This window comes from Mycobacteroides franklinii (assembly GCF_001853795.1).
Lineage (GTDB): Bacteria > Actinomycetota > Actinomycetes > Mycobacteriales > Mycobacteriaceae > Mycobacterium > Mycobacterium franklinii.
On the sequence record NZ_MLIK01000019.1, the window covers coordinates 1,698,051 to 1,715,324 of the forward strand.

At 65.0% G+C, this 17,274-nt stretch carries 17 protein-coding genes; 9 read left to right on the forward strand and 8 right to left on the reverse strand.

The genetic code is table 11. The features are described from left to right. Positions 1-80: 80 nt before the first annotated feature. The gene (locus BKG76_RS15870; protein WP_070938463.1) at positions 81-743 is read right to left on the reverse strand and encodes a TetR/AcrR family transcriptional regulator; all 663 of its coding nucleotides are present in this window, start codon (positions 741-743) and stop codon (positions 81-83) included. Positions 744-942: 199 nt separating this feature from the next. On the opposite strand from BKG76_RS15870, the gene BKG76_RS15875 reads away from it, so the two are divergent. Further along, entirely contained in the window at positions 943-1,887 is a 945-nt protein-coding gene (locus tag BKG76_RS15875) for a class I SAM-dependent methyltransferase (protein WP_070939279.1), read from the forward strand. On the opposite strand, the gene BKG76_RS15880 is transcribed toward BKG76_RS15875, so the two are convergent. After that, positions 1,884-2,762 carry a diacylglycerol kinase gene (locus BKG76_RS15880; protein ID WP_070938464.1) on the reverse strand — a complete coding sequence of 293 codons (879 nt, stop codon included), beginning with the start codon at positions 2,760-2,762 and terminating at the stop codon, positions 1,884-1,886. The two genes, BKG76_RS15875 and BKG76_RS15880, sit on opposite strands and share 4 nt — an antisense overlap. A 2-nt stretch (positions 2,763-2,764) precedes the next feature. Next, the gene (locus BKG76_RS15885; RefSeq protein WP_070938465.1) at positions 2,765-4,357 is read right to left on the reverse strand and encodes an FAD-binding oxidoreductase; all 1,593 of its coding nucleotides are present in this window, start codon (positions 4,355-4,357) and stop codon (positions 2,765-2,767) included. A gap of 67 nt (positions 4,358-4,424) precedes the next feature. Between BKG76_RS15885 and BKG76_RS15890 the strand changes: the two genes are divergently transcribed. Both BKG76_RS15890 and BKG76_RS15895 read left to right on the forward strand, forming a co-directional pair. Beyond that, positions 4,425-5,021, forward strand: a complete 597-nt coding sequence (locus tag BKG76_RS15890; protein ID WP_109420881.1) for a TetR/AcrR family transcriptional regulator — start codon at positions 4,425-4,427, stop codon at positions 5,019-5,021. A 21-nt stretch (positions 5,022-5,042) separates the two neighbouring features. Beyond that, positions 5,043-6,488, forward strand: a complete 1,446-nt coding sequence (locus BKG76_RS15895; protein ID WP_070938467.1) for a glycerol-3-phosphate dehydrogenase/oxidase — start codon at positions 5,043-5,045, stop codon at positions 6,486-6,488. On the opposite strand, the gene BKG76_RS15900 is transcribed toward BKG76_RS15895, so the two are convergent. The 4 genes from BKG76_RS15900 to BKG76_RS15915 all read right to left on the reverse strand — a co-directional run bounded on the left by BKG76_RS15900 (position 6,467) and on the right by BKG76_RS15915 (position 10,825). After that, positions 6,467-7,327, reverse strand: coding sequence for a cyclopropane mycolic acid synthase family methyltransferase (locus BKG76_RS15900; protein WP_070938468.1), 861 nt, complete (start codon positions 7,325-7,327; stop codon positions 6,467-6,469). The two genes, BKG76_RS15895 and BKG76_RS15900, sit on opposite strands and share 22 nt — an antisense overlap. A gap of 180 nt (positions 7,328-7,507) precedes the next feature. Next, a complete protein-coding gene (locus BKG76_RS15905) occupies positions 7,508-8,452 on the reverse strand; it encodes an alpha/beta fold hydrolase (RefSeq protein ID WP_070938469.1) in 945 nt (314 codons plus the stop codon). A gap of 1 nt (position 8,453) precedes the next feature. Beyond that, positions 8,454-9,758: an ABC1 kinase family protein gene (locus BKG76_RS15910; protein WP_083338123.1), complete on the reverse strand. Its 1,305-nt coding sequence runs from the start codon at positions 9,756-9,758 to the stop codon at positions 8,454-8,456. Between the two features lie 107 nt (positions 9,759-9,865). After that, positions 9,866-10,825 (reverse strand): alpha/beta fold hydrolase, encoded by a 960-nt coding sequence (locus BKG76_RS15915; RefSeq protein WP_070938471.1) that lies wholly within the window; start codon positions 10,823-10,825, stop codon positions 9,866-9,868. Between the two features lie 287 nt (positions 10,826-11,112). On the opposite strand from BKG76_RS15915, the gene rplJ reads away from it, so the two are divergent. Further along, positions 11,113-11,643 carry a 50S ribosomal protein L10 gene (gene rplJ, locus BKG76_RS15920; protein WP_070938472.1) on the forward strand — a complete coding sequence of 177 codons (531 nt, stop codon included), beginning with the start codon at positions 11,113-11,115 and terminating at the stop codon, positions 11,641-11,643. A 51-nt stretch (positions 11,644-11,694) separates the two neighbouring features. After that, complete coding sequence (rplL, locus tag BKG76_RS15925; protein WP_070938473.1) at positions 11,695-12,081, forward strand: 50S ribosomal protein L7/L12; 387 nt, start codon at positions 11,695-11,697, stop codon at positions 12,079-12,081. A 148-nt stretch (positions 12,082-12,229) separates the two neighbouring features. On the opposite strand, the gene BKG76_RS15930 is transcribed toward rplL, so the two are convergent. Beyond that, positions 12,230-13,006, reverse strand: coding sequence for a TetR/AcrR family transcriptional regulator (locus tag BKG76_RS15930; RefSeq protein ID WP_083338060.1), 777 nt, complete (start codon positions 13,004-13,006; stop codon positions 12,230-12,232). A gap of 45 nt (positions 13,007-13,051) precedes the next feature. Here BKG76_RS15930 and BKG76_RS15935 point away from each other — a divergent pair, with 45 nt between their 5' ends. From BKG76_RS15935 to BKG76_RS15950, 4 genes are all read left to right on the forward strand, one after another. Next, positions 13,052-14,563: a carotenoid oxygenase family protein gene (locus tag BKG76_RS15935; protein ID WP_070938474.1), complete on the forward strand. Its 1,512-nt coding sequence runs from the start codon at positions 13,052-13,054 to the stop codon at positions 14,561-14,563. Positions 14,564-14,755: 192 nt separating this feature from the next. Beyond that, positions 14,756-15,151 (forward strand): nitroreductase family deazaflavin-dependent oxidoreductase, encoded by a 396-nt coding sequence (locus BKG76_RS15940; protein ID WP_165611521.1) that lies wholly within the window; start codon positions 14,756-14,758, stop codon positions 15,149-15,151. A gap of 51 nt (positions 15,152-15,202) precedes the next feature. Further along, a complete protein-coding gene (locus tag BKG76_RS15945) occupies positions 15,203-15,799 on the forward strand; it encodes a DUF4126 domain-containing protein (protein WP_070938475.1) in 597 nt (198 codons plus the stop codon). Between the two features lie 80 nt (positions 15,800-15,879). Beyond that, the gene (locus tag BKG76_RS15950; RefSeq protein WP_070938476.1) at positions 15,880-17,259 is read left to right on the forward strand and encodes an MFS transporter; all 1,380 of its coding nucleotides are present in this window, start codon (positions 15,880-15,882) and stop codon (positions 17,257-17,259) included. Positions 17,260-17,274 lie beyond the last annotated feature (15 nt).

Consider the following 17,274-nt stretch of genomic DNA (forward strand, 5'->3'; position numbering starts at 1 on the left):
GAGTCAGTGAGCGGAACTCTGCGATCCACTCTCTACCTGTCTGACGAACCGCGCACCACCGATCAGACATCTGCCGCCGATTATGTGAAGACCTGTTGTGGCGGCGGTGGCGTCTGGAGCAGCGCCGGAAGAACAAAGGTGCGGACATACCGTCGCACCTGATCGGGATCGTCGCAGCCCGGTATGGAGCCGGAGAGCAGGCTCATGACCACCGACAGCACATAGCGCGAGGCATCGTGTGCGCTGAGCCCTTCGCGCAGCGGTGCGAGTCCGCTGCTGAACATCGACTCGTAGAGCGAGGTGAGCATCTGGTTCAGCCCCGGTGAGCCGAATATCAGGCTCGCGGCGGTGGTGTGGCTACCGTCCGGGTCCACCAGCGCGCGGAGCAAAGGGTCCTGTGTGGTCTCTGTCGCGACGATCACCATCGATTCGACGACCATCTCGGACCAGTCGCCCAGTGCCATCAGCCGGGGAGCCGTCTCCGCGATATTCGTTGTGGCCCTGCGCACGACGAGGGCGTCGAGTACCTCGTCCCGATTGTCGAAGTAGCGATACACGACGCCGCGGCTGTAGCCCGCCTCCCGGGCGACGGCACCCATGCTGAGCGCGGTGACGCCTACCCGGGCCAGCACCCGCTCGGTGGCGTCGAGCAGGTTCGACCGTACTTCCGCGGACGTCTTGCCGTCCTTGATGGGCCGACCGCGGCCACGTCCCGGCTCGGCGGCGCTGGTGTGGTCCGTCAACGTATGTCTCAATCCCTGGAATTGCTGGACAAATATATCGTGCTGTTCTATAAATAGTGCCAGCTTGTCGTCTGTGACTCTTCCGGGCGCGTCGTGCTGGTCTGTAGTGGTGGATTGCGCGGTTCGAGGGGTCCGCGCCGACACCGACGATGCACGCGTATCACCGTCGCACTATCCGGGCCGGCGTACAAAGGAACTCATGGCGCGAAGTGACGGAGACAGCTGGGAAATCACCGAAAGTGTGGGCAGCACGGCGTTGGGAGTGGCCAGTGCCCGAGACGCGGAAACCCGTAGCGCAAACCCGTTGATCAGTGACCCGTACGCCGGTCATTTCCTCACGGCCGCGGGCGAGGGCGTCTGGAGTATGTATCGCTTCGACGGGGAGCCACCTGCCGCCCTGCTGGAGGCCGAGCCCCGATTGGTCGAGCGCATTGCCGCGATGCGGTCCTACGTCGCGTGCCGCACCAAGTTCTTTGACGATTTCTTCCGCGAGGCGGGTCAGGCCGGGATTGGCCAGGCGGTGATTCTGGCTGCCGGGCTCGACGCCCGCGCCTGGCGGCTCGACTGGCCCGCCGATACGGTGTTGTTCGAGCTGGATCTCCCCAAGGTTCTCGCCTTCAAGGCCGACACCCTGGACGCGCAGGGCGCCGCAGCACGTGTTCGTCACGTTCCCGTGGCGGTTGATCTGCGCGACGATTGGCCTGCCGCATTGGAGGCCAACGGGTTTGATTCCGACCGGCCGGCGGCCTGGATTGCCGAGGGCCTATTGCCGTATCTGCCGCCCGCGGCACAGGATCTGCTTTTCGAGCGCGTGGAGGCGCTGAGCGCACCGGGCAGCCGCATCGCCGTGGAGAACTTCGGCGAAGATTTCTTCAATCCGGAAACCCTTGCGCGGCAACGCGAACGCGGACAGGCGTTTCGGCGTGCCGCCGAACATCTCCAGGGCCAAGACATTCCCGATGTCGCCGACCTGTGGTACTTGGAGGAGCGCACCGACGCCGGCGAGTTCCTCGCCGGACACCGATGGCAGGTGACCAGCGAGACAACACCCGCGTTACTGGAGCGTCACGGCCGCAGCATCCCCGCCGATCTGCCCGACGCGACGCCGCATTCGGCGTTCCTGTTCGCGCAGAAGATCGGCTAGGTGAAGACGCTCAGGGCGCCGGGAACCACTTCGATATCGACCGGCAGCGGCGCGACGGGATCGCCGTCGGCATAGGCGGTGATGTCGGCGGCGGACAGCCGGACTCGCCGCGACCGGAAGGTGCTCACCTCGGGTAGGTCGACATGGGTGCCCTTGTAGACGGTGGGGGACAGGCGCAACAGCCGCAACCGCCCACCGGCCGCGACCACCGTCACGTCCAGCAGTCCGTCGTCCAGAACGGCGCCCGGACAGATGCGCATTCCACCGCCGTATGAGGTTCCGTTCCCGACCGCGACGAGGGTGACATCGGTCTCGATCACCTGATCGTCCAACTCGATGCGAAACGGTAGGGGCCTCAGCTTCGCGGCCTCCAGCGCCATGGCGATGTCATAGCGGCGACGGCCACGCGGCCAGCGCATCCGGTTCGCTCGGTCATTGACCAAGGAGTCGAATCCGGAGGCTACGACAGTGGCGAACCACGTTGTGGTCCCGTCATATTGGATGCGGCCGGCGTCGATGACCCGAATGTTGCCGGTGGCGATCACCTCGGCCGCGGCGACAGGGTCGCCCAGGGGGATGTCCAGCATGCGGGCGCAGTCGTTCCCGGTGCCGATGGGGATCACACCGAGCGCTATCGGGGTGGACGCGACGGCTTGAAGCGCGATGCTCACCAGACCGTCGCCGCCGGCCGCGACGATTCCGCGTGCACCCGTGCGCGCGGCTTCCTGTGCGAGCGCGTGTGATTCAGATGCAGACGAGGCGGCGTGATGAGTCACCGTGAGGCCACGTGCACGCAGATGCTGGATGGCCGCTTCGGCCGCCTGTGCCGCGGCGTGGCCCGCAGTGGGGTTAGTCAGAACGGTCAGGTGCGTCACGGTTACGCCTGTGTGGGAATCAGCTTGCCGGGGTTGAGGATTCCTTGCGGGTCGACGGTCCGCTTCACCGCCCGCAGGATCTCCACACCGAGCTCACCGATCTCATCGGCGAGCCACGGTTGATGGTCGCGCCCGACGGCGTGATGGTGTGTGATCGTGCCGCCCGCCGCGACGATGGCGTCGCCTGCAGCCTTCTTCGCCTTGCCCCACTGGGTCAGCGGATCTTCGGCGGCCGCGCAGACCACGGTGAAGTACAGCGATGCTCCGGTGCGGTAGGTGTGCGAGATGTGGCACAAGACCAGTGGCGGGGTGCCCTGGGCGCCAAGCGCTTCCGTGAGTGCCGTGGTGACGGCGGTGCGCAGGTTGGTGAGGTTCTGCCACGACGTCGCGGTCTCCAACGTCTCCACCACCGCACCGGCGTCGATGAGCGCATCGCGCAGATACGGCGCGTCGAAACGGCCGTGGTCCCAGGCCTTGCCCGGCTCGTCGCCGAGAGCGATGCCGCCTGCCGTGGCGAGGACGGCGGACACTTCGGCCGACTTGGCCACGACATGCCCGTGCGTGCCCTCGACGGTGGTGATGGCCAGCACCCCGGCCGCAGGGTTCTTTCCGCCAATATCCTTGGCCAGAGCCAGGTTTAGCCCGCTTTCGGCCTCATCGGACAGACGTAGCACGGTGGGCGCCGCGTCGGACTGGACGAGGGTGCGCAGCGCCTGTGCGCCGGCTTCGAAGGAGGGGAAGGACCAGCCCTGGTACCAGGTGTCCTCGGGGAGCCGGTGCACACGCACCGTGACCTCGGTGATGATGCCGAGTGCCCCCTCGGATCCCAGGAAGAGCTGGCGCAGGTCCGGCCCGGCGGCCGAAGCGGGTGCCCTACCCAGGTTGAGGTCGCCGCGCGGGGTGGCGATCCGGACGGCGTCCACCATTGCGTCGAAGCGGCCGTAACCGCTGGAGGCCTGCCCGGACGAGCGGGTGGCGGCGAATCCGCCGATGCTCGCGAAACGGAAGCTCTGCGGGAAGTGCCCGAGTGAAAATCCCTTGGTGCCAAGGAGTTCCTCGGCTTCGGGGCCAGTCGTTCCCGGCAGCAGCACGGCGGTTCCCGATACCTCGTCGAGGGAGACCAGACCCGACATCCGTCGCAGATCGATGGCGACGACGGCGGTGAACCCACCGCGTTCGGGGTCCAGGCCGCCGACCACGCTGGTACCGCCGCCGAACGGAACGACCGCGATGGCCTGCTTGCCGCAGAGACCCAGAAGTGCGGACACCTCGTCGTGTGAGGCCGGATAGACGATGGCGTCGGGGGCGTCCTGTACGCCGGTGGAGCGGCGGCGCAGCAGGTCGGGAGTGCTCTTGCCGCCCGAATGGCGCAGCCGGGCACCGTGATCGGTGCTCACATGCTCCGCGCCGAGTAGGTCGCGCAGAGCTGCCAGTTGTTCTGCGGTGAGCGCGCTGGGGGAGAGGGTGACCGCCGATTCATCGCGGCTGACGGGATCCCGTTCGGGAATGCCCAGTGCCGACGCCAAGAGCGTCTTCACCTGAGGCGAGAGAGTCTGTCGTTTTTCGGCCACGCCCCAGGCGTCCCACTCCATCATGCGTTACAGTATTACATACAATGGCAAGTTGTAACGCAGAATTCTTGGCTGAGGGTGAGGTGACATGATGGTCCAGACGACGGACGTCGCCGACCCCGCTGACGTACCGGCCGACCCCGTGACCGAACGCATCCTCGATGCCGCGTTGTCCTGTGTCACCGAGTACGGGGTGCGTCGCACCACGTTGGTCGAGGTCGCCAAGCGTGCCGGGGTTAGCCGCCCGTCGGTGTATCGGCGCTGGTCAGATGTGCGCTCCCTGGTTGCCGAGCTGCTCACGCGGGAGATGGGCTCGATCCTGCCCGCGACCGGGCAGGGGTGCGCGCGCGATCGGCTGGTCCAGTCGGTGACGGGCCTGGTGACGCAGGTGCGCGAGCATTCGATATTCGCCGCGATCCTGCGATCGGATCCCGAACTGCTGCTGACCTACATCGTGCAGCGGTTGGGCACCAGCCAGCGTGCACTCATCGGTTGGACGGCGATGCTCATCGCCGAAGGGCAGGCCGACGGATCGATTCGTGCCGGCTCCCCAGAACAGCTGGCGGCGATGGTGCTGCTCATCGGCCAATCCGTGTTGCAGTCGGCGCGCATCGTCGCGGACATCCTCTCGCCGGATGAGCTGGTGAACGAGTTGGCCACCGCCATCGACGGATATCTCAAGGCTTGATCTGCCCCTCTAGGAGAATTCATGACAAACCAGCTCAACAGCACCCGGCGCAGTGCCGACCTCGCCGCCCTTGACGGCGGTACCCCGGTCGACGTGCTGGTCATCGGTGGCGGTATCACCGGCGTCGGGGTGGCACTTGACGCGGTGAGCCGCGGCCTGCGCGTCACGTTGGTCGAGAAGCACGACTTAGCCTTTGGGACAAGCCGATTCAGCTCGAAACTGGTACACGGCGGATTGCGTTATCTCGCCTCGGGTCAGGTGGGCATCGCGCGGGAGAGCGCGATCGAGCGCCACATCTTGATGACTCGCACGGCCCCACATCTGATCCACCCGCTCGCCCAGGTGGTGCCGCTGCACCCGGCGGTGAGCATGTTCGGTCGGACCTTGGTACGGGTGGGATTCGTCGCCGGTGACGGGCTGCGCATGCTCGCGCATACCTCGGCCGATGTGCTGCCGCGCTCGCGCGCCATCGATGCAGGCGAAGTGATTCGTCGCGCGCCGACGGTGCGGCGCAACGGACTTCGCGGTGGACTCATGGCCTTTGACGGCCAGCTCATCGACGATGCGCGGTTGGTGGTGTCGATCGCGCGCACAGCGGCCGGGTTGGGTGCTCGGATCCTCACTCGGGTGTCGGCCGAGCAGGTGACCGGTGATGGTGCGGTGCTACGTGACGAGCTGACCGGCAATACCGTTGCGGTACAGGCAGGTCTCGTCATCAACGCCGCCGGAGTGTGGGCGGGCCAGGTCGATGGTGATATCAAGCTGCGCCCGAGTCGCGGGACTCACTTGGTGTTTCGGGCGGCGAGTTTCGGCGGCCTGACCGCGGCCCTGACGGTACCGGTGCCCGGCACCATCAACCGATTCGTCTTCGCATTGCCTGCCATCCACGATCGGGTGTACCTGGGGCTCACCGACGAACCGGCGCCGGGGCCGGTGCCTGATGTGGCCGAACCCTCTGCGGCAGAGGAGAAATTCCTGCTCGATACGGTCAACACGGTGCTGCAGACGTCATTGTCCGAAGCGGATGTGGCGGGGCGTTTCGCGGGCCTGCGGCCGCTGCTCGACGGTGATGATTCCGCGACCGCGGACCTGTCCCGAAAGCACGCGGTGCGGGTGTCGGCATCTGGGGTGGTCAGTGTGGTGGGCGGCAAGCTGACCACCTATCGCAAGATGGCCGAGGACGCGTTGGACGCGGGGCTGGAACGGCGTCCGCTGGCCGCCTCGGAGTGCGTGACACAGAACCTGGCGGTCGTGGACGATTGGCCGGGTGCCGTGGGTACTCCGCTGGTGGACGGCCTCGACATCACCCGAGAACAGGTCGAATTCGCCCTCACCCATGAGGGCGCGCTCGACACCGACGACATTCTGGACCGGCGTACCCGGATCGGGCTGGTGCCCGTCGACAAGGGCCGGGTGGCCGGTGCGGTGCAGGACTTGGTCGACGACTACTTCTCGCAGGTGAACTGAACGACGTCGATCCAGCCTTCCCGGAACGCGTCGGCACATCCCGTCAGGTATCTGATGTACCTGTCGTAAACCTCTTGGGACTGAAGCGCGATCGCTTCATCTTTGTGCGCGACCAGGTTCTCGGCCCAGCAGTCCAAGGTGCGTGCATAGTGGGGCTGCAGGAGTTGGTGACGGGTAATGCGGAAGTTCGCCCGCGCCGCATGCTCGTCCACCATCGGCACGGAAGGCAAACGGCCGCCGGGGAATATCTCGGTGAGCATGAAATGCATGAATCGGACCCGTGACATCAGGAGCGGAATGCCCATCCGCTTCAATTCCTCGGGGTGATAGCTGACAATGCTGTGCAGCAACATCTTTCCGTCGTCGGGCAGTGCCCGGTGCGCCATCGCGAAGAAGCTGTCATACCGTTCGTGGCCGAAATGCTCGAAGGCGCCGATGCTGACAATTCGGTCGACGGTGCCCTCGAATTCCTCCCACCCGGCCAACCGGACCTCGTAGTCGCGCGAACTTTTCGCGGAGCGCAGGAGAGTGTTGACGTATGCGCACTGATTCTTGCTGAGCGTCAGGCCGATGACATTCACGTCATAGCGTTCCAGCGCACGTTTCATGGTGGCGCCCCAGCCGCATCCCACATCCAGCAGCGTCATTCCCGGCTCCAGGTTCAACTTCCCGAGCGCAAGATCGATCTTGGCCTGTTGGGCCTGTTCGAGCGTCAGCGTTTCGGGTTCGAAGTACGCACAGCTGTATGTCCTGCTGGGGTCGAGAAACAGTGCGAAGAAGTCATCGGACAGGTCGTAGTGGGCCTGTACGTCGGAAAACTTCGGGATCAATTTGGACATGCTGCGGCCTCTCACGAGAGATGGCGCGGTGCCCCGAACGGCGCGCGTGCGGTAGATCGGATCTGATAGTGGCTGGGTGTCCCGTGCCGAGGCTAGAGCACGATCACGGCAGCGACAAGGGATGCGCGCAGAATTAACGACCAGTTCGGGCTTGTGAAGGTCGTTCCCTAGGGGAGCTAATTAGCGACCCGCGGCCTCGGACTCCGACTCATCCTCTGCGGGCTCCGATCGAGCGAAGGTCTCGGTGAGCTTGGTGATGATTCGGCTCCACAGCGGCTCGGGCAGGTCGTGACCCATGCCGTCGATGAGCGCCAGGCGCGCTCCCGGAATAGCCCGGGCGATGGCGCGCGCGCCCGAAGGGCGCATCAACTTGTCGGCCCTGCCGTGCAAAACCAGTGCGGGGGCGGTGATTCGGTTGTCGAACGGCACCAGGCTGCCGGTCCCCATGATCGCGGCGAATTGCCGGGAGAATCCCTTGGGGTAATAGCTGCGGTCGTAGTACTCGGCGGCATGCAGATACGACTTCGATTCTGACTGGCGGAATTTCGGGCTACCGATGATCCGGCCGACCTGCACGCTGTTGGCGATGACCTGCTCGCGGGTGGCGCCCACGGGCGGAGGCTTCAGCAGTGCCATCAGTTGGCGTGGTCCGGGCGGCGGCAGGAACGGCTGATTGTTGCTCGACATGATGATGGTGACCGTTGCGGTCCGCTCGGGATGCTCGGCGGCGAATACCTGCGCGATCATGCCGCCCATCGACGCGCCCACAATGTGGGCTTGTTCGATGCCGAGGTGATCGAGCAAGCCCGCGGCGTCGCCGGCCATTTCCACCAACGTGTAGGCGGTGCCGGTGATCTTCACTCCGGCAAGGAATTTCGCCATGCTGGGAAGCAGCGAGCCCCCGCCGGCGCGCACCCCGTCCAATTTGGTCGACAGACCGCAGTCCCGGTTGTCGAATCGGATGACGCGGTAGCCCTGGTCGGCGAGCTGTTGGCAGAACTCGGGGCGCCAGAACACCATCTGCGCGCCGATGCCCATGATGAGCAGCACGGCGGGGTCAGCCGGGTTGCCGAATTCCTCGTAGCACAACTCGATTTCGCCAACTTTGGCGGTGCTGGCCGTCATCTCAGATATCTCCCTCACGGTTGTGCTCACGGCTGATGTCGACGATGAAATTGCCGAAGTAGCCCTTGAGTTCCGGGTCCTCCATCATCTGCCAGCGCGGTGCCAGCAGTTTCATGTAGCGCTCGACGTACAGGAATTGCTTGCCAATGAGCACCAGCTCACGCGGCAGCTTGACGTCATACTGCTCGGCGAGCGCGGACAGCTGCTTACCGATATCCGAATAAGACATGTCCCCAAGCGATTTCGTCGTCAGGGGAGTGGCGAACGCCTGAATGTCCCGGGTGCCCTTGTCGGCGTCCCCTGGGTTGCCGACGGCGCCCATCAGCACCACGATCTTGCCCGCGGCGCGATGATCCTTCTTGACCAGCAGCGCATGGATCAATTCACGCAACAGCCACCGAGTCCGCGGATCGATGAACCCGACGATGCCGAAGTCCAGAAACACGATGCGGCCTTCGTCGTCCACCAAGAGATTGCCCGCATGCAGGTCGCCGTGGAACAAGCCCTGGCGCAGACCGGATTCGAATACCGAGAACAGCAGCGACTTCACCAACTCGGTGCCGTCAAATCCGGCCTTGCGAATGGCCGCTGCGTCGTCGATGCGGATGCCGTGCACCCGCTCCATGGTGAGCACCCTGGACGTCGTGTAATGCCAATGCACATCCGGCACCCGAATGTTCTTGCCGAGCGATGAGGTGTGCAGATGTTCCACCCAGGTCTGCATGGCTTGACCCTCGGCGAGAAAGTCGAGTTCCTCGGAGAGGTTCCCGGAGAAGTCGTCCACCACATCGCGGGCGGACAGCATGCGGCCCACCTTGCCGAGTTCCAGTAGCGCCGCGCCACGCTTCATGATCTGCAGGTCGGCGGCGACCCGGCGCCGGATTCCAGGACGCTGGATCTTGACCACCACGTCCTCGCCGGAATGCAGTGTGGCGTAATGCACCTGGGCTATCGAGGCGGACGCGAACGGTTCGGTGTCGAAGGAGGCGAACAGCTTCTCCGGTTCGGACCCCAGCTCGCCGATGATGAGCTCGCGGACCTCGGCGGGATCGGCGGGCGGGACGCGGTCCAGCAGCCCTCGGAACTCGCGTGACAGTGGCTCGCCGAAGGCGCCCGGACTGGACGCGATGATCTGGCCGAGCTTGACGTACGTGGGACCCAGATCGGAGAAGGTCTGGGGGAGCTCGGCGATGAACTTCTGCTCGAGGCTGCCCTTCTTACCGAGCTTGCCCAGCACGCGTCCGGCGGTGCGGGCGACCTGCCAGCCGGTGGTGCCCAGCCGCGCGGCCTCGGACAGAAGTGCCACGCGCCCGAGCGGTGCAACCTGACGTCCGCGGCCCTCACTCACGCTCCGGCCGGACCGATCTTGCGCAGTCATGAAATGCAAGTGTGCCGCATCATGCCCGTGCTGCCCTATTCAGTCCTGTACGCAGTCCCCCGCGAGTGGGAGGTGCCGCAGCCAAAAGTTGCCAACAACTCGCTGGTGACGGGCTCCCACACAGGTTCGGGCAGATCGTGTCCCATCCCGTCGATGAGGGCGAAACGTGCGTTGCGGATGTTTTTGGCCACCACCCGGCCGTTCTGATACGGCACCAGGGGGTCGTTGCGGCCATGGATCACGACGGTCGGTGCGGTGATGGCGCGGGTGAAGCGCAGCAGGCTGCCGGTGCCCAGAATGGCGTCGAATTGGCGCACGGTGCCGACCTTGTAGTCGCTGCGGGCCCTGTGCTCGAGGATGCGCTGCCGCAGCGCCTCCCGGGAGGGCAGATTATCGGGCCCGTTGTAGACGATGCCGGTGTTCACCTCGAACTCGAGCCATTCCTCGGCGGTGGCGTTCTTGCCGGGGGTGTTCATGGCGGTCTTGATCAACTGCCAGGACGGCAGGCGCGAGAACGGGCGACCGCTCGCCGAGTAGATGATTCCCACCGAGTTGACGCGCTCGGGGTAGGTGCCGGCGAAGACCTGCACGATCATGCCGCCCATCGAGGCGCCCGCGATATGCACTGTGTCCAGGCCAATGTGGTCGATGAGGGTGCGGACATCCTCGGCCATGTCGACGAGCGTGTACGGGACCTCGCTGCCCATACCGAACGCATAGCGGACCACCCGGCGCTGCACCGATCCCGGCGCCTTGTGCCCGTCCAGCTTCGTGGACAGCCCGCAATCGCGGTTGTCGAACCGAATCACCCGATAGCCGTGGTCGAGTAGCCGCCGGCAGAAGCCATCGGGCCACATGGGCAGCTGGGCAGCCACTCCCATCACCAGGATGATGGCGGGATCCTGGGGGTCGCCCAGGTCTTCGTAGAAGAGCTCGACATCGCCGTTGCGGGCAATGCCCGATCGCGTCGGGACTTCAGAGGACAGCGGCACCATTCCTGGATACCACGGGAGTTTCGGGCCGTTTTGGATGATTACCCTCATCTGCGGTAATCTGATCCAGCTCCACCGAAGACCGTCGGTCACCTCTCGCGAGGTTGAAGGTTCAGGACTCGTCCTGACGGCCCACGCAGGAGGACGAGGTAAGACCCGCGGATCAAAAGTCCGTGGATTTTCACGCCCCGACCTGTCTGCGTCGGGGCGTTCGTCATTTCAGACGCCTTCTCGATTTCAGACCGTCTTGTCCTAGGTGCAGCGACCGAAACGAGATGAGGAGGCAATACATGGCCAAGACTGACAAGGTCTCCGCCGTTGCCGAGATCACCGAGCAGTTCAAGGATTCAACTGCCACGGTGATCACCGAGTACCGCGGCTTGTCGGTGTCCGCCCTGGGCACCCTGCGCCGCACCCTCGGTACCTCCGCCACCTATTCCGTCGCCAAGAACACGCTGGTCAAGCGTGCGGCTGCGGAAGCCGGTGTGGAGGGTCTGGACGAACTGTTCAGCGGCCCGACGGCAATTGCGTTCATCAAGGGTGAGCCCGTGGACGCTGCGAAGGCCATCAAGACCTTCGCGAAAGATAACAAGGCTCTGATCATCAAGGGCGGCTACATGGATGGCCGTGCTTTGTCAGTTGCCGAGGTTGAGCGCATCGCCGATCTGGAATCGCGCGAGGTGCTGCTGGCCAAGCTGGCTGGCGCGATGAAGGGCAACCTGGCCAAGGCCGCCGGGCTGTTCAACGCCCCGGCGTCTCAGGTTGCACGCCTGGCCGCCGCCCTGCAGGAGAAGAAGGCCGCCGAGGAATCGGCTGCCTGACGCGCCTGTATCAACCCAAACCTGTTGTAAATCAAGGAAGGAACCAACATTATGGCAAAGCTGAGCACCGAGGAACTGATCGATGCTTTCAAGGAGCTGACGCTGCTTGAGCTGTCCGAGTTCGTCAAGACCTTCGAAGAGGTCTTCGAGGTCACCGCTGCCGCTCCGGTCGCCGTCGCCGCCGCCGGTGGCGCTGCCCCGGCTGCCGAGGCTGCCGAAGAGCAGAGCGAGTTCGACGTCATCCTGGAGAGCGCCGGCGACAAGAAGATCGGCGTTATCAAGGTTGTGCGCGAGATCGTCTCCGGCCTGGGTCTGAAGGAAGCCAAGGACCTGGTCGACAGCGCCCCGAAGCCGCTGCTGGAGAAGGTCGCCAAGGAAGCCGCCGACGACGCCAAGGGCAAGCTCGAGGCCGCTGGCGCGACGGTCACCGTCAAGTAGTTCGCAGCACCTTTCACAGTCCGGCCCCGGACGTCCTTCTGAACCTGGAAGGACTTCCGGGGCCGGATTCGTTTTCGAATGTGCGGATCCGGTCGAGAATCCGCGGAAAATCGACACAATCCGCACACTCGACGAGGTGCCCGGCCGCCTACGAAATCTTCTGGGCGCCTTGGATCGACGTTGCGAGCCGAGCCGCGGCGGCAGCCCCCGAACTGTTCACCCGTTCGGGGGTATCGCCAAGGGCGATAAGGAGATCGGTGGTCATGGAGCCCAGTACGGGGCCCACCGCGGCGCCGTCTTCACCCCAGAAACCGGCCAGCTCCAGCATGACGAACCCGTGCATGATGGTCCAGAACTTGGCGGCGGTGGCCGCGACCTTCGCGGCGTCGTCGGGGGAGCCATCGATGCGCCCCGCCGCCATTGCGCGTTGCACACAACGGAACAGGTAGGCGGCGCTCGGGTGCTCCGGCGTCACGTGCGAGGTGTCGAACATGTTCCTGCGGGGCGCGTCGACGCCGTGCGCGCTGGTGACACCGAACATCAGCCGATACATGTGCGGACTGTCGATGGCGAACTGGCGGTAGGCCATTCCGGTCAGCATGAGATCGGCGATCACATCGTCGGACTGTTCGACGATGGCTTGCGCCTCGGCGAACTGCCGCAGCCCCTCCTCGGCTACCTCCGCGATCAGCTCGCGCATGCCGCCGAAGTAGGTGTAGACCGCCATGGTGGAGGTACCCGCCGCGGCGGCGATCTTGCGAGTCTGCAGTGCGTCGGGGCCCTGCTCGTTCAGCAGTTGCACCGCGGCGGAGACAAGGTCGACCCGGGGATTGCGGGCGACGGCCCCGTCGGTCTCCGGACGATTTCGCGGCACAGATGAACTCATGGTCTTGCCATGTTCGCACAACGGGAGTAGGTTCACCATAACGTCGTAATAACAGCGTTATGCCAGCCAGCCCCGGAGGACGCGATGACAACCACAGCCCAACCAGCCGCCAGCACGAGCCCCTACCTGACCGGGATCTGGGAGCCCGTCCAGGAAGAGATGGACAGCGTGGACCTGGAGGTGACCGGAACCGTGCCCGATCACCTCGACGGCAGGTATCTGCGTAACGGCCCCAACCCGGCTGCCGAGGTCGACCCGGCCACGTATCACCTCTTCAGCGGGGATGCGATGGTGCATGGACTCTCGCTGCGGGACGGCAAGGCGCAGTGGTATCGCAACCGTTGGGTCCGCACGCCGTCGGTCAGCAAGACGCTCGGTGAGGCACGCCCGTCCGCGATCAGCATGAGCGCCGGCATGGGAGTGATCGGGCCGAACACCAATGTGCTTGGCCACGCCGGACGCACGCTCGCGCTGGTCGAGGGGGGTATCGCGAACTACGAGCTCACCGAAGACCTCGACACCATCGGCACCTGCGATTTTGACGGCACCCTGCCGGGCGGGTATACCGCACACCCGCACACCGATCCGGACACCGGTGAAATGCACGCCGTCTCATACTCTTTCGCGCGCGGAAGCACCGTCCAATACTCCGTTATCGGTACCAACGGCCGTGCGCGGCGGACCGTCGACATCCAGGTGCACGGCGCACCGATGATGCACGACTTCACCCTCACCGAAAAGTATGTCGTTTTCTACGATCTGCCGGTCACGCTGGACATGTCGATGATCAGCCAGTCGGTGCCCGTGCCGCGATTGCTGCGTAAGCCGGCCCAGATCGTGATGAACTCACTTATCGGCAAGGTCAAGATTCCCGGTCCCATCGCGGCCAAGGCCAGCCAGTACTCCGGCAATTCCCCGTCCATCCCGTATTCGTGGAACACCAAGTACCCGGCCCGGATTGGCGTCATGCCCCGCGATGGCGATGATCCCTCCCGGCGAGCCCCCGTGCGCTGGTTCGAGATCGACCCGTGTTACGTCTTCCACCCGCTCAACGGGTACTCCGAAATGCGCAATGGCTCGGAGGTCATCGTGATCGATCTCGTGCGGTATGACTCGATGTTTTCCCAGGATGTGCTGGGGCCCAGTGACGCCAGGGGGCAGCTCGATCGCTGGACGATCGACCTGGCCAAGGGCACGGTACACATGGATCGTAAGGATGATCGGCATCTCGAGTTCCCGCGGATCAACGAGACCTTGACGGGCAAGAAGCACCGTTACGGTTACCTGCCGGATGTGGAGAACTTCTTCGGCACCGGGGAGGCGGCAGGGGCCAGCATCGTCAAGTACGACTACGAGACCGGTTCCAGTGTCTCGAGCCGTCTGGATCCCGCAATCGTGCTGGGGGAGATGTCCTTCGTCCCGAATCCGACGGCGGCCAGTGAGGACGACGGGGTGTTGATCGGGTTCGCCGTTGACCGTCGGTCCGATGAGGGGCAGCTGCTACTTCTTGATGCGGGCAGCCTGGATCTGATGGCCACAGTGCATCTGCCGCAGCGAGTTCCGGCAGGGTTCCACGGCAACTGGGACCCCCGCTGAGACCATGGCCGATGTCTTCGCGGGAGCGGCTCGGTCATGAACGGCCCGCTGCCGGAGTCGTTGTGCTACACGGACGGGCGATACGTCTTCGAACGCATGCCCGGGTTGGACACGACAGCAGCACCGCTGTCTGAGCGCCGTCGTTTCGCCAGCGCCTTGCACGCGATACATCGGCCGTAGTTCGCGATTCGAGTGCCCCGCGGCGTCGGTGTACTGACCACCATCGGCAGAAGAACGGGAAGCCCGCGCGTCACCTACGTCAAGGCGGTGCGCGACGGGGGCAGTGTGTACCTGGTCGCGATCACGGGCCGGCACACCTTGTGGGTCAAGAACATTCAGGCGAACCCTCGGGCGCGGTTGCGGCTCACTGATGGAACATACGAGGGGGTGGCCCGGCCGATCGCGCCGGGCGACCCGGCATATGGGCCGGCCCACGCGCAGTTCTGCGGCGCCGTACACCCCTTCGATTACCTCGAAAACCTGTTTCACCGCAAGGGGTTGCCCTCGCGGCGCAAAATCATCGAACTGCATCGCGCCTGGTTTGAGGGCGGGACACCCTTCGTGGTGCAACTCGACACTCGAACATGAGGCTGTCGGCAAATCGTCGCTGAAACTCGCTGACCGCGTCACACTCGTGGCATGGAGATCACGTCGGCCATCAGCGCCATCCTCGGAGCGTTCGGGCTTTCGGGTGCCGCCGGACTGAACGCCTGGCTGCCACTGCTCGCGGTGGGTGCGGCCGACCGTCTCGGGTGGATCGAGCTCGGCCCGTCGTATGGCTGGCTGTCCTCTACCCCAGCGCTCATTGTCCTCGCGGTGATTTTTGTGCTCGATCTCATCGGCGACAAAATTCCTGCCGTGGACTCCGTCTTGCACGCGGTCGGCACACTCATCGCGCCCGCGTCGGGAGCCATTCTGTTCACCGCGGAGACGAGCCTCTCGTCGAATCTGCCGCCGGCCGTAGCCGCGATCCTCGGCGCCATCACTGCGGGGAGCGTGCACGCCAGCCGGACCGTCGCGCGCCCCTTCGTGACCGGAACCACTGCCGGCGTGGGTAATCCGGTGGTCTCAACTGCCGAGGACGGCACCTCGCTGGTGCTGACGATTCTCGCGCTGGCGGTGCCGGTGGTGGCGTTCGTCCTGGTGCTGGTGCTTTTGGCCGTTCTCGGATGGCTGACGTACCGGGCGATTCGATGGGCCAGGGGTCGGCGAAAAACCGGCGCCGGTGGTCCATAGGTTGCTCCCGCGATACCTGCTATCGCAAGACGAATGTGGCTGGGGCCCATAGAGTGACCTGACGAGAGGGTGAAGGTGACATGAATCTGGCCGTACGGCACGTCGTTATCGCGTGCGCCGCATTGTTCGTGGCGAGGTTGACCATGCTGGACCACGGTCTGGCGGCGGTATGGGGAGTGGACCGGGGTGATGACGCCCTCGGCTCCATCGAATGGGCGACCGTCGCCGGCGACGTGGTCGCTGTGGTGACATTGCTCGTGTTCGCCAGGCTGGGCAACCACTTCCGGCCTACCACCTTCTTGGCCACCGGCCTGGCGATTCTGGGTCTGTCCACGGCGGTGTCACTGATCCCGGGATCGGCCACGTTGCTTGCCTGGGTGATGCTGGTGTCCGCCCTCGGCGCGGGCCTGACGATGGTGGCTTCCATGCTGATCGTCCTGCATTCGACACCGAGGCAGGGCCGCGGGCTATCCCTGGGATTTTGGGTGGCGATGTACCCGCTGGCCATGTTGGCGGGCCAAGTCCTGGACATCAATTCACCGCTGAATTGGCGCCCGATCACCTACGGAATCCTTGCTGCGACGGTCGTGGTGCTGGTGGTGGTGCTTACCCAGCCGCACCGCGAGTTCGTCGGCACCTTCGATACTTTCGATCTCGTCGGCGCGGTGCTGTGGCTGGTAGGTGTGTCCGCGCTGGCCTGGCTCTTGGTTGACGAGTCCTCGCCGGTGCGGGCGGTGATCCTCGGGATCATCGCGCTGGGGGCCTTCGGTGGGCTCTTCGCGCAGACCCGGCGCAGGGGTTCGGCAGCGTTGATCGCCGCGGATGTCCTCACCCGCCCGGCGGTATTGGCGGCACTGCTGGCGATCACCGTGCTGACGTTCCTGGTGCGGTTCGCGGACTTTGACCATGCGGCGATGTGGTGGTCGATCGATCGCGAACTGGCGCCCTCCGACGCGCCACCGCTGGCACTTTTTGTCGCCGGGCTGGTCTTCGCTCCGGTCGCCGGATACCTCATCGACGCGGGCAAACGCGCGCTCATCGCGGTGCTGGGCGCGGTCCTGCTGGTGGCCGGTGTGGCGGCGACCGTGATCGAACTGCAGGCTGCCAGCACCGAGGGCGGATTGATACTGGGCTTGCTGCTCTCCGGCGCCGGTATCTCGACGTTGGCTGTCTACCTTTTCTATGCGGTGTTCCACGGAGTTTCACCGGCGCAGCTGACCGTGGTGGGGGGCCTGGCGGTGACGGCATCCGCGCTGGGAGTCGTGCTGGGCCAGTTCGTTCGGCAGCGTGCGCAGGTGGATCTGCTGACCGGCTATGGCCTCGGGCATCCGAGTGTGTTCGCCGATATCGTCGGGCTGATCGTCGTGCTGGTCGCGCTGTTGGCCGGAGCGCTGCTCATCGTGGAGCGCCGGCGCGGCAGTTCCGCCGCCGTGACGCCCGTCGAATCCACCTCGGACTAGACGCGTAGTGGCTGG

What these genes read in the sequence shown, in the direction of transcription:
- BKG76_RS15900 (WP_070938468.1), bottom strand. Translation starts at nt 7,327, where the DNA reads ATGTCCAAATTGATCCCGAAGTTTTCCGACGTACAGGCCCACTACGAC.
- rplL (WP_070938473.1), top strand. Translation starts at nt 11,695, where the DNA reads ATGGCAAAGCTGAGCACCGAGGAACTGATCGATGCTTTCAAGGAGCTG.
- BKG76_RS15950 (WP_070938476.1), top strand. Translation starts at nt 15,880, where the DNA reads ATGAATCTGGCCGTACGGCACGTCGTTATCGCGTGCGCCGCATTGTTC.
- BKG76_RS15890 (WP_109420881.1), top strand. Translation starts at nt 4,425, where the DNA reads ATGGTCCAGACGACGGACGTCGCCGACCCCGCTGACGTACCGGCCGAC.
- BKG76_RS15905 (WP_070938469.1), bottom strand. Translation starts at nt 8,452, where the DNA reads ATGACGGCCAGCACCGCCAAAGTTGGCGAAATCGAGTTGTGCTACGAG.
- BKG76_RS15945 (WP_070938475.1), top strand. Translation starts at nt 15,203, where the DNA reads ATGGAGATCACGTCGGCCATCAGCGCCATCCTCGGAGCGTTCGGGCTT.
- BKG76_RS15935 (WP_070938474.1), top strand. Translation starts at nt 13,052, where the DNA reads ATGACAACCACAGCCCAACCAGCCGCCAGCACGAGCCCCTACCTGACC.
- BKG76_RS15895 (WP_070938467.1), top strand. Translation starts at nt 5,043, where the DNA reads ATGACAAACCAGCTCAACAGCACCCGGCGCAGTGCCGACCTCGCCGCC.
- BKG76_RS15875 (WP_070939279.1), top strand. Translation starts at nt 943, where the DNA reads ATGGCGCGAAGTGACGGAGACAGCTGGGAAATCACCGAAAGTGTGGGC.
- BKG76_RS15930 (WP_083338060.1), bottom strand. Translation starts at nt 13,006, where the DNA reads ATGGTGAACCTACTCCCGTTGTGCGAACATGGCAAGACCATGAGTTCA.
- rplJ (WP_070938472.1), top strand. Translation starts at nt 11,113, where the DNA reads ATGGCCAAGACTGACAAGGTCTCCGCCGTTGCCGAGATCACCGAGCAG.
- BKG76_RS15915 (WP_070938471.1), bottom strand. Translation starts at nt 10,825, where the DNA reads ATGGTGCCGCTGTCCTCTGAAGTCCCGACGCGATCGGGCATTGCCCGC.
- BKG76_RS15885 (WP_070938465.1), bottom strand. Translation starts at nt 4,357, where the DNA reads ATGATGGAGTGGGACGCCTGGGGCGTGGCCGAAAAACGACAGACTCTC.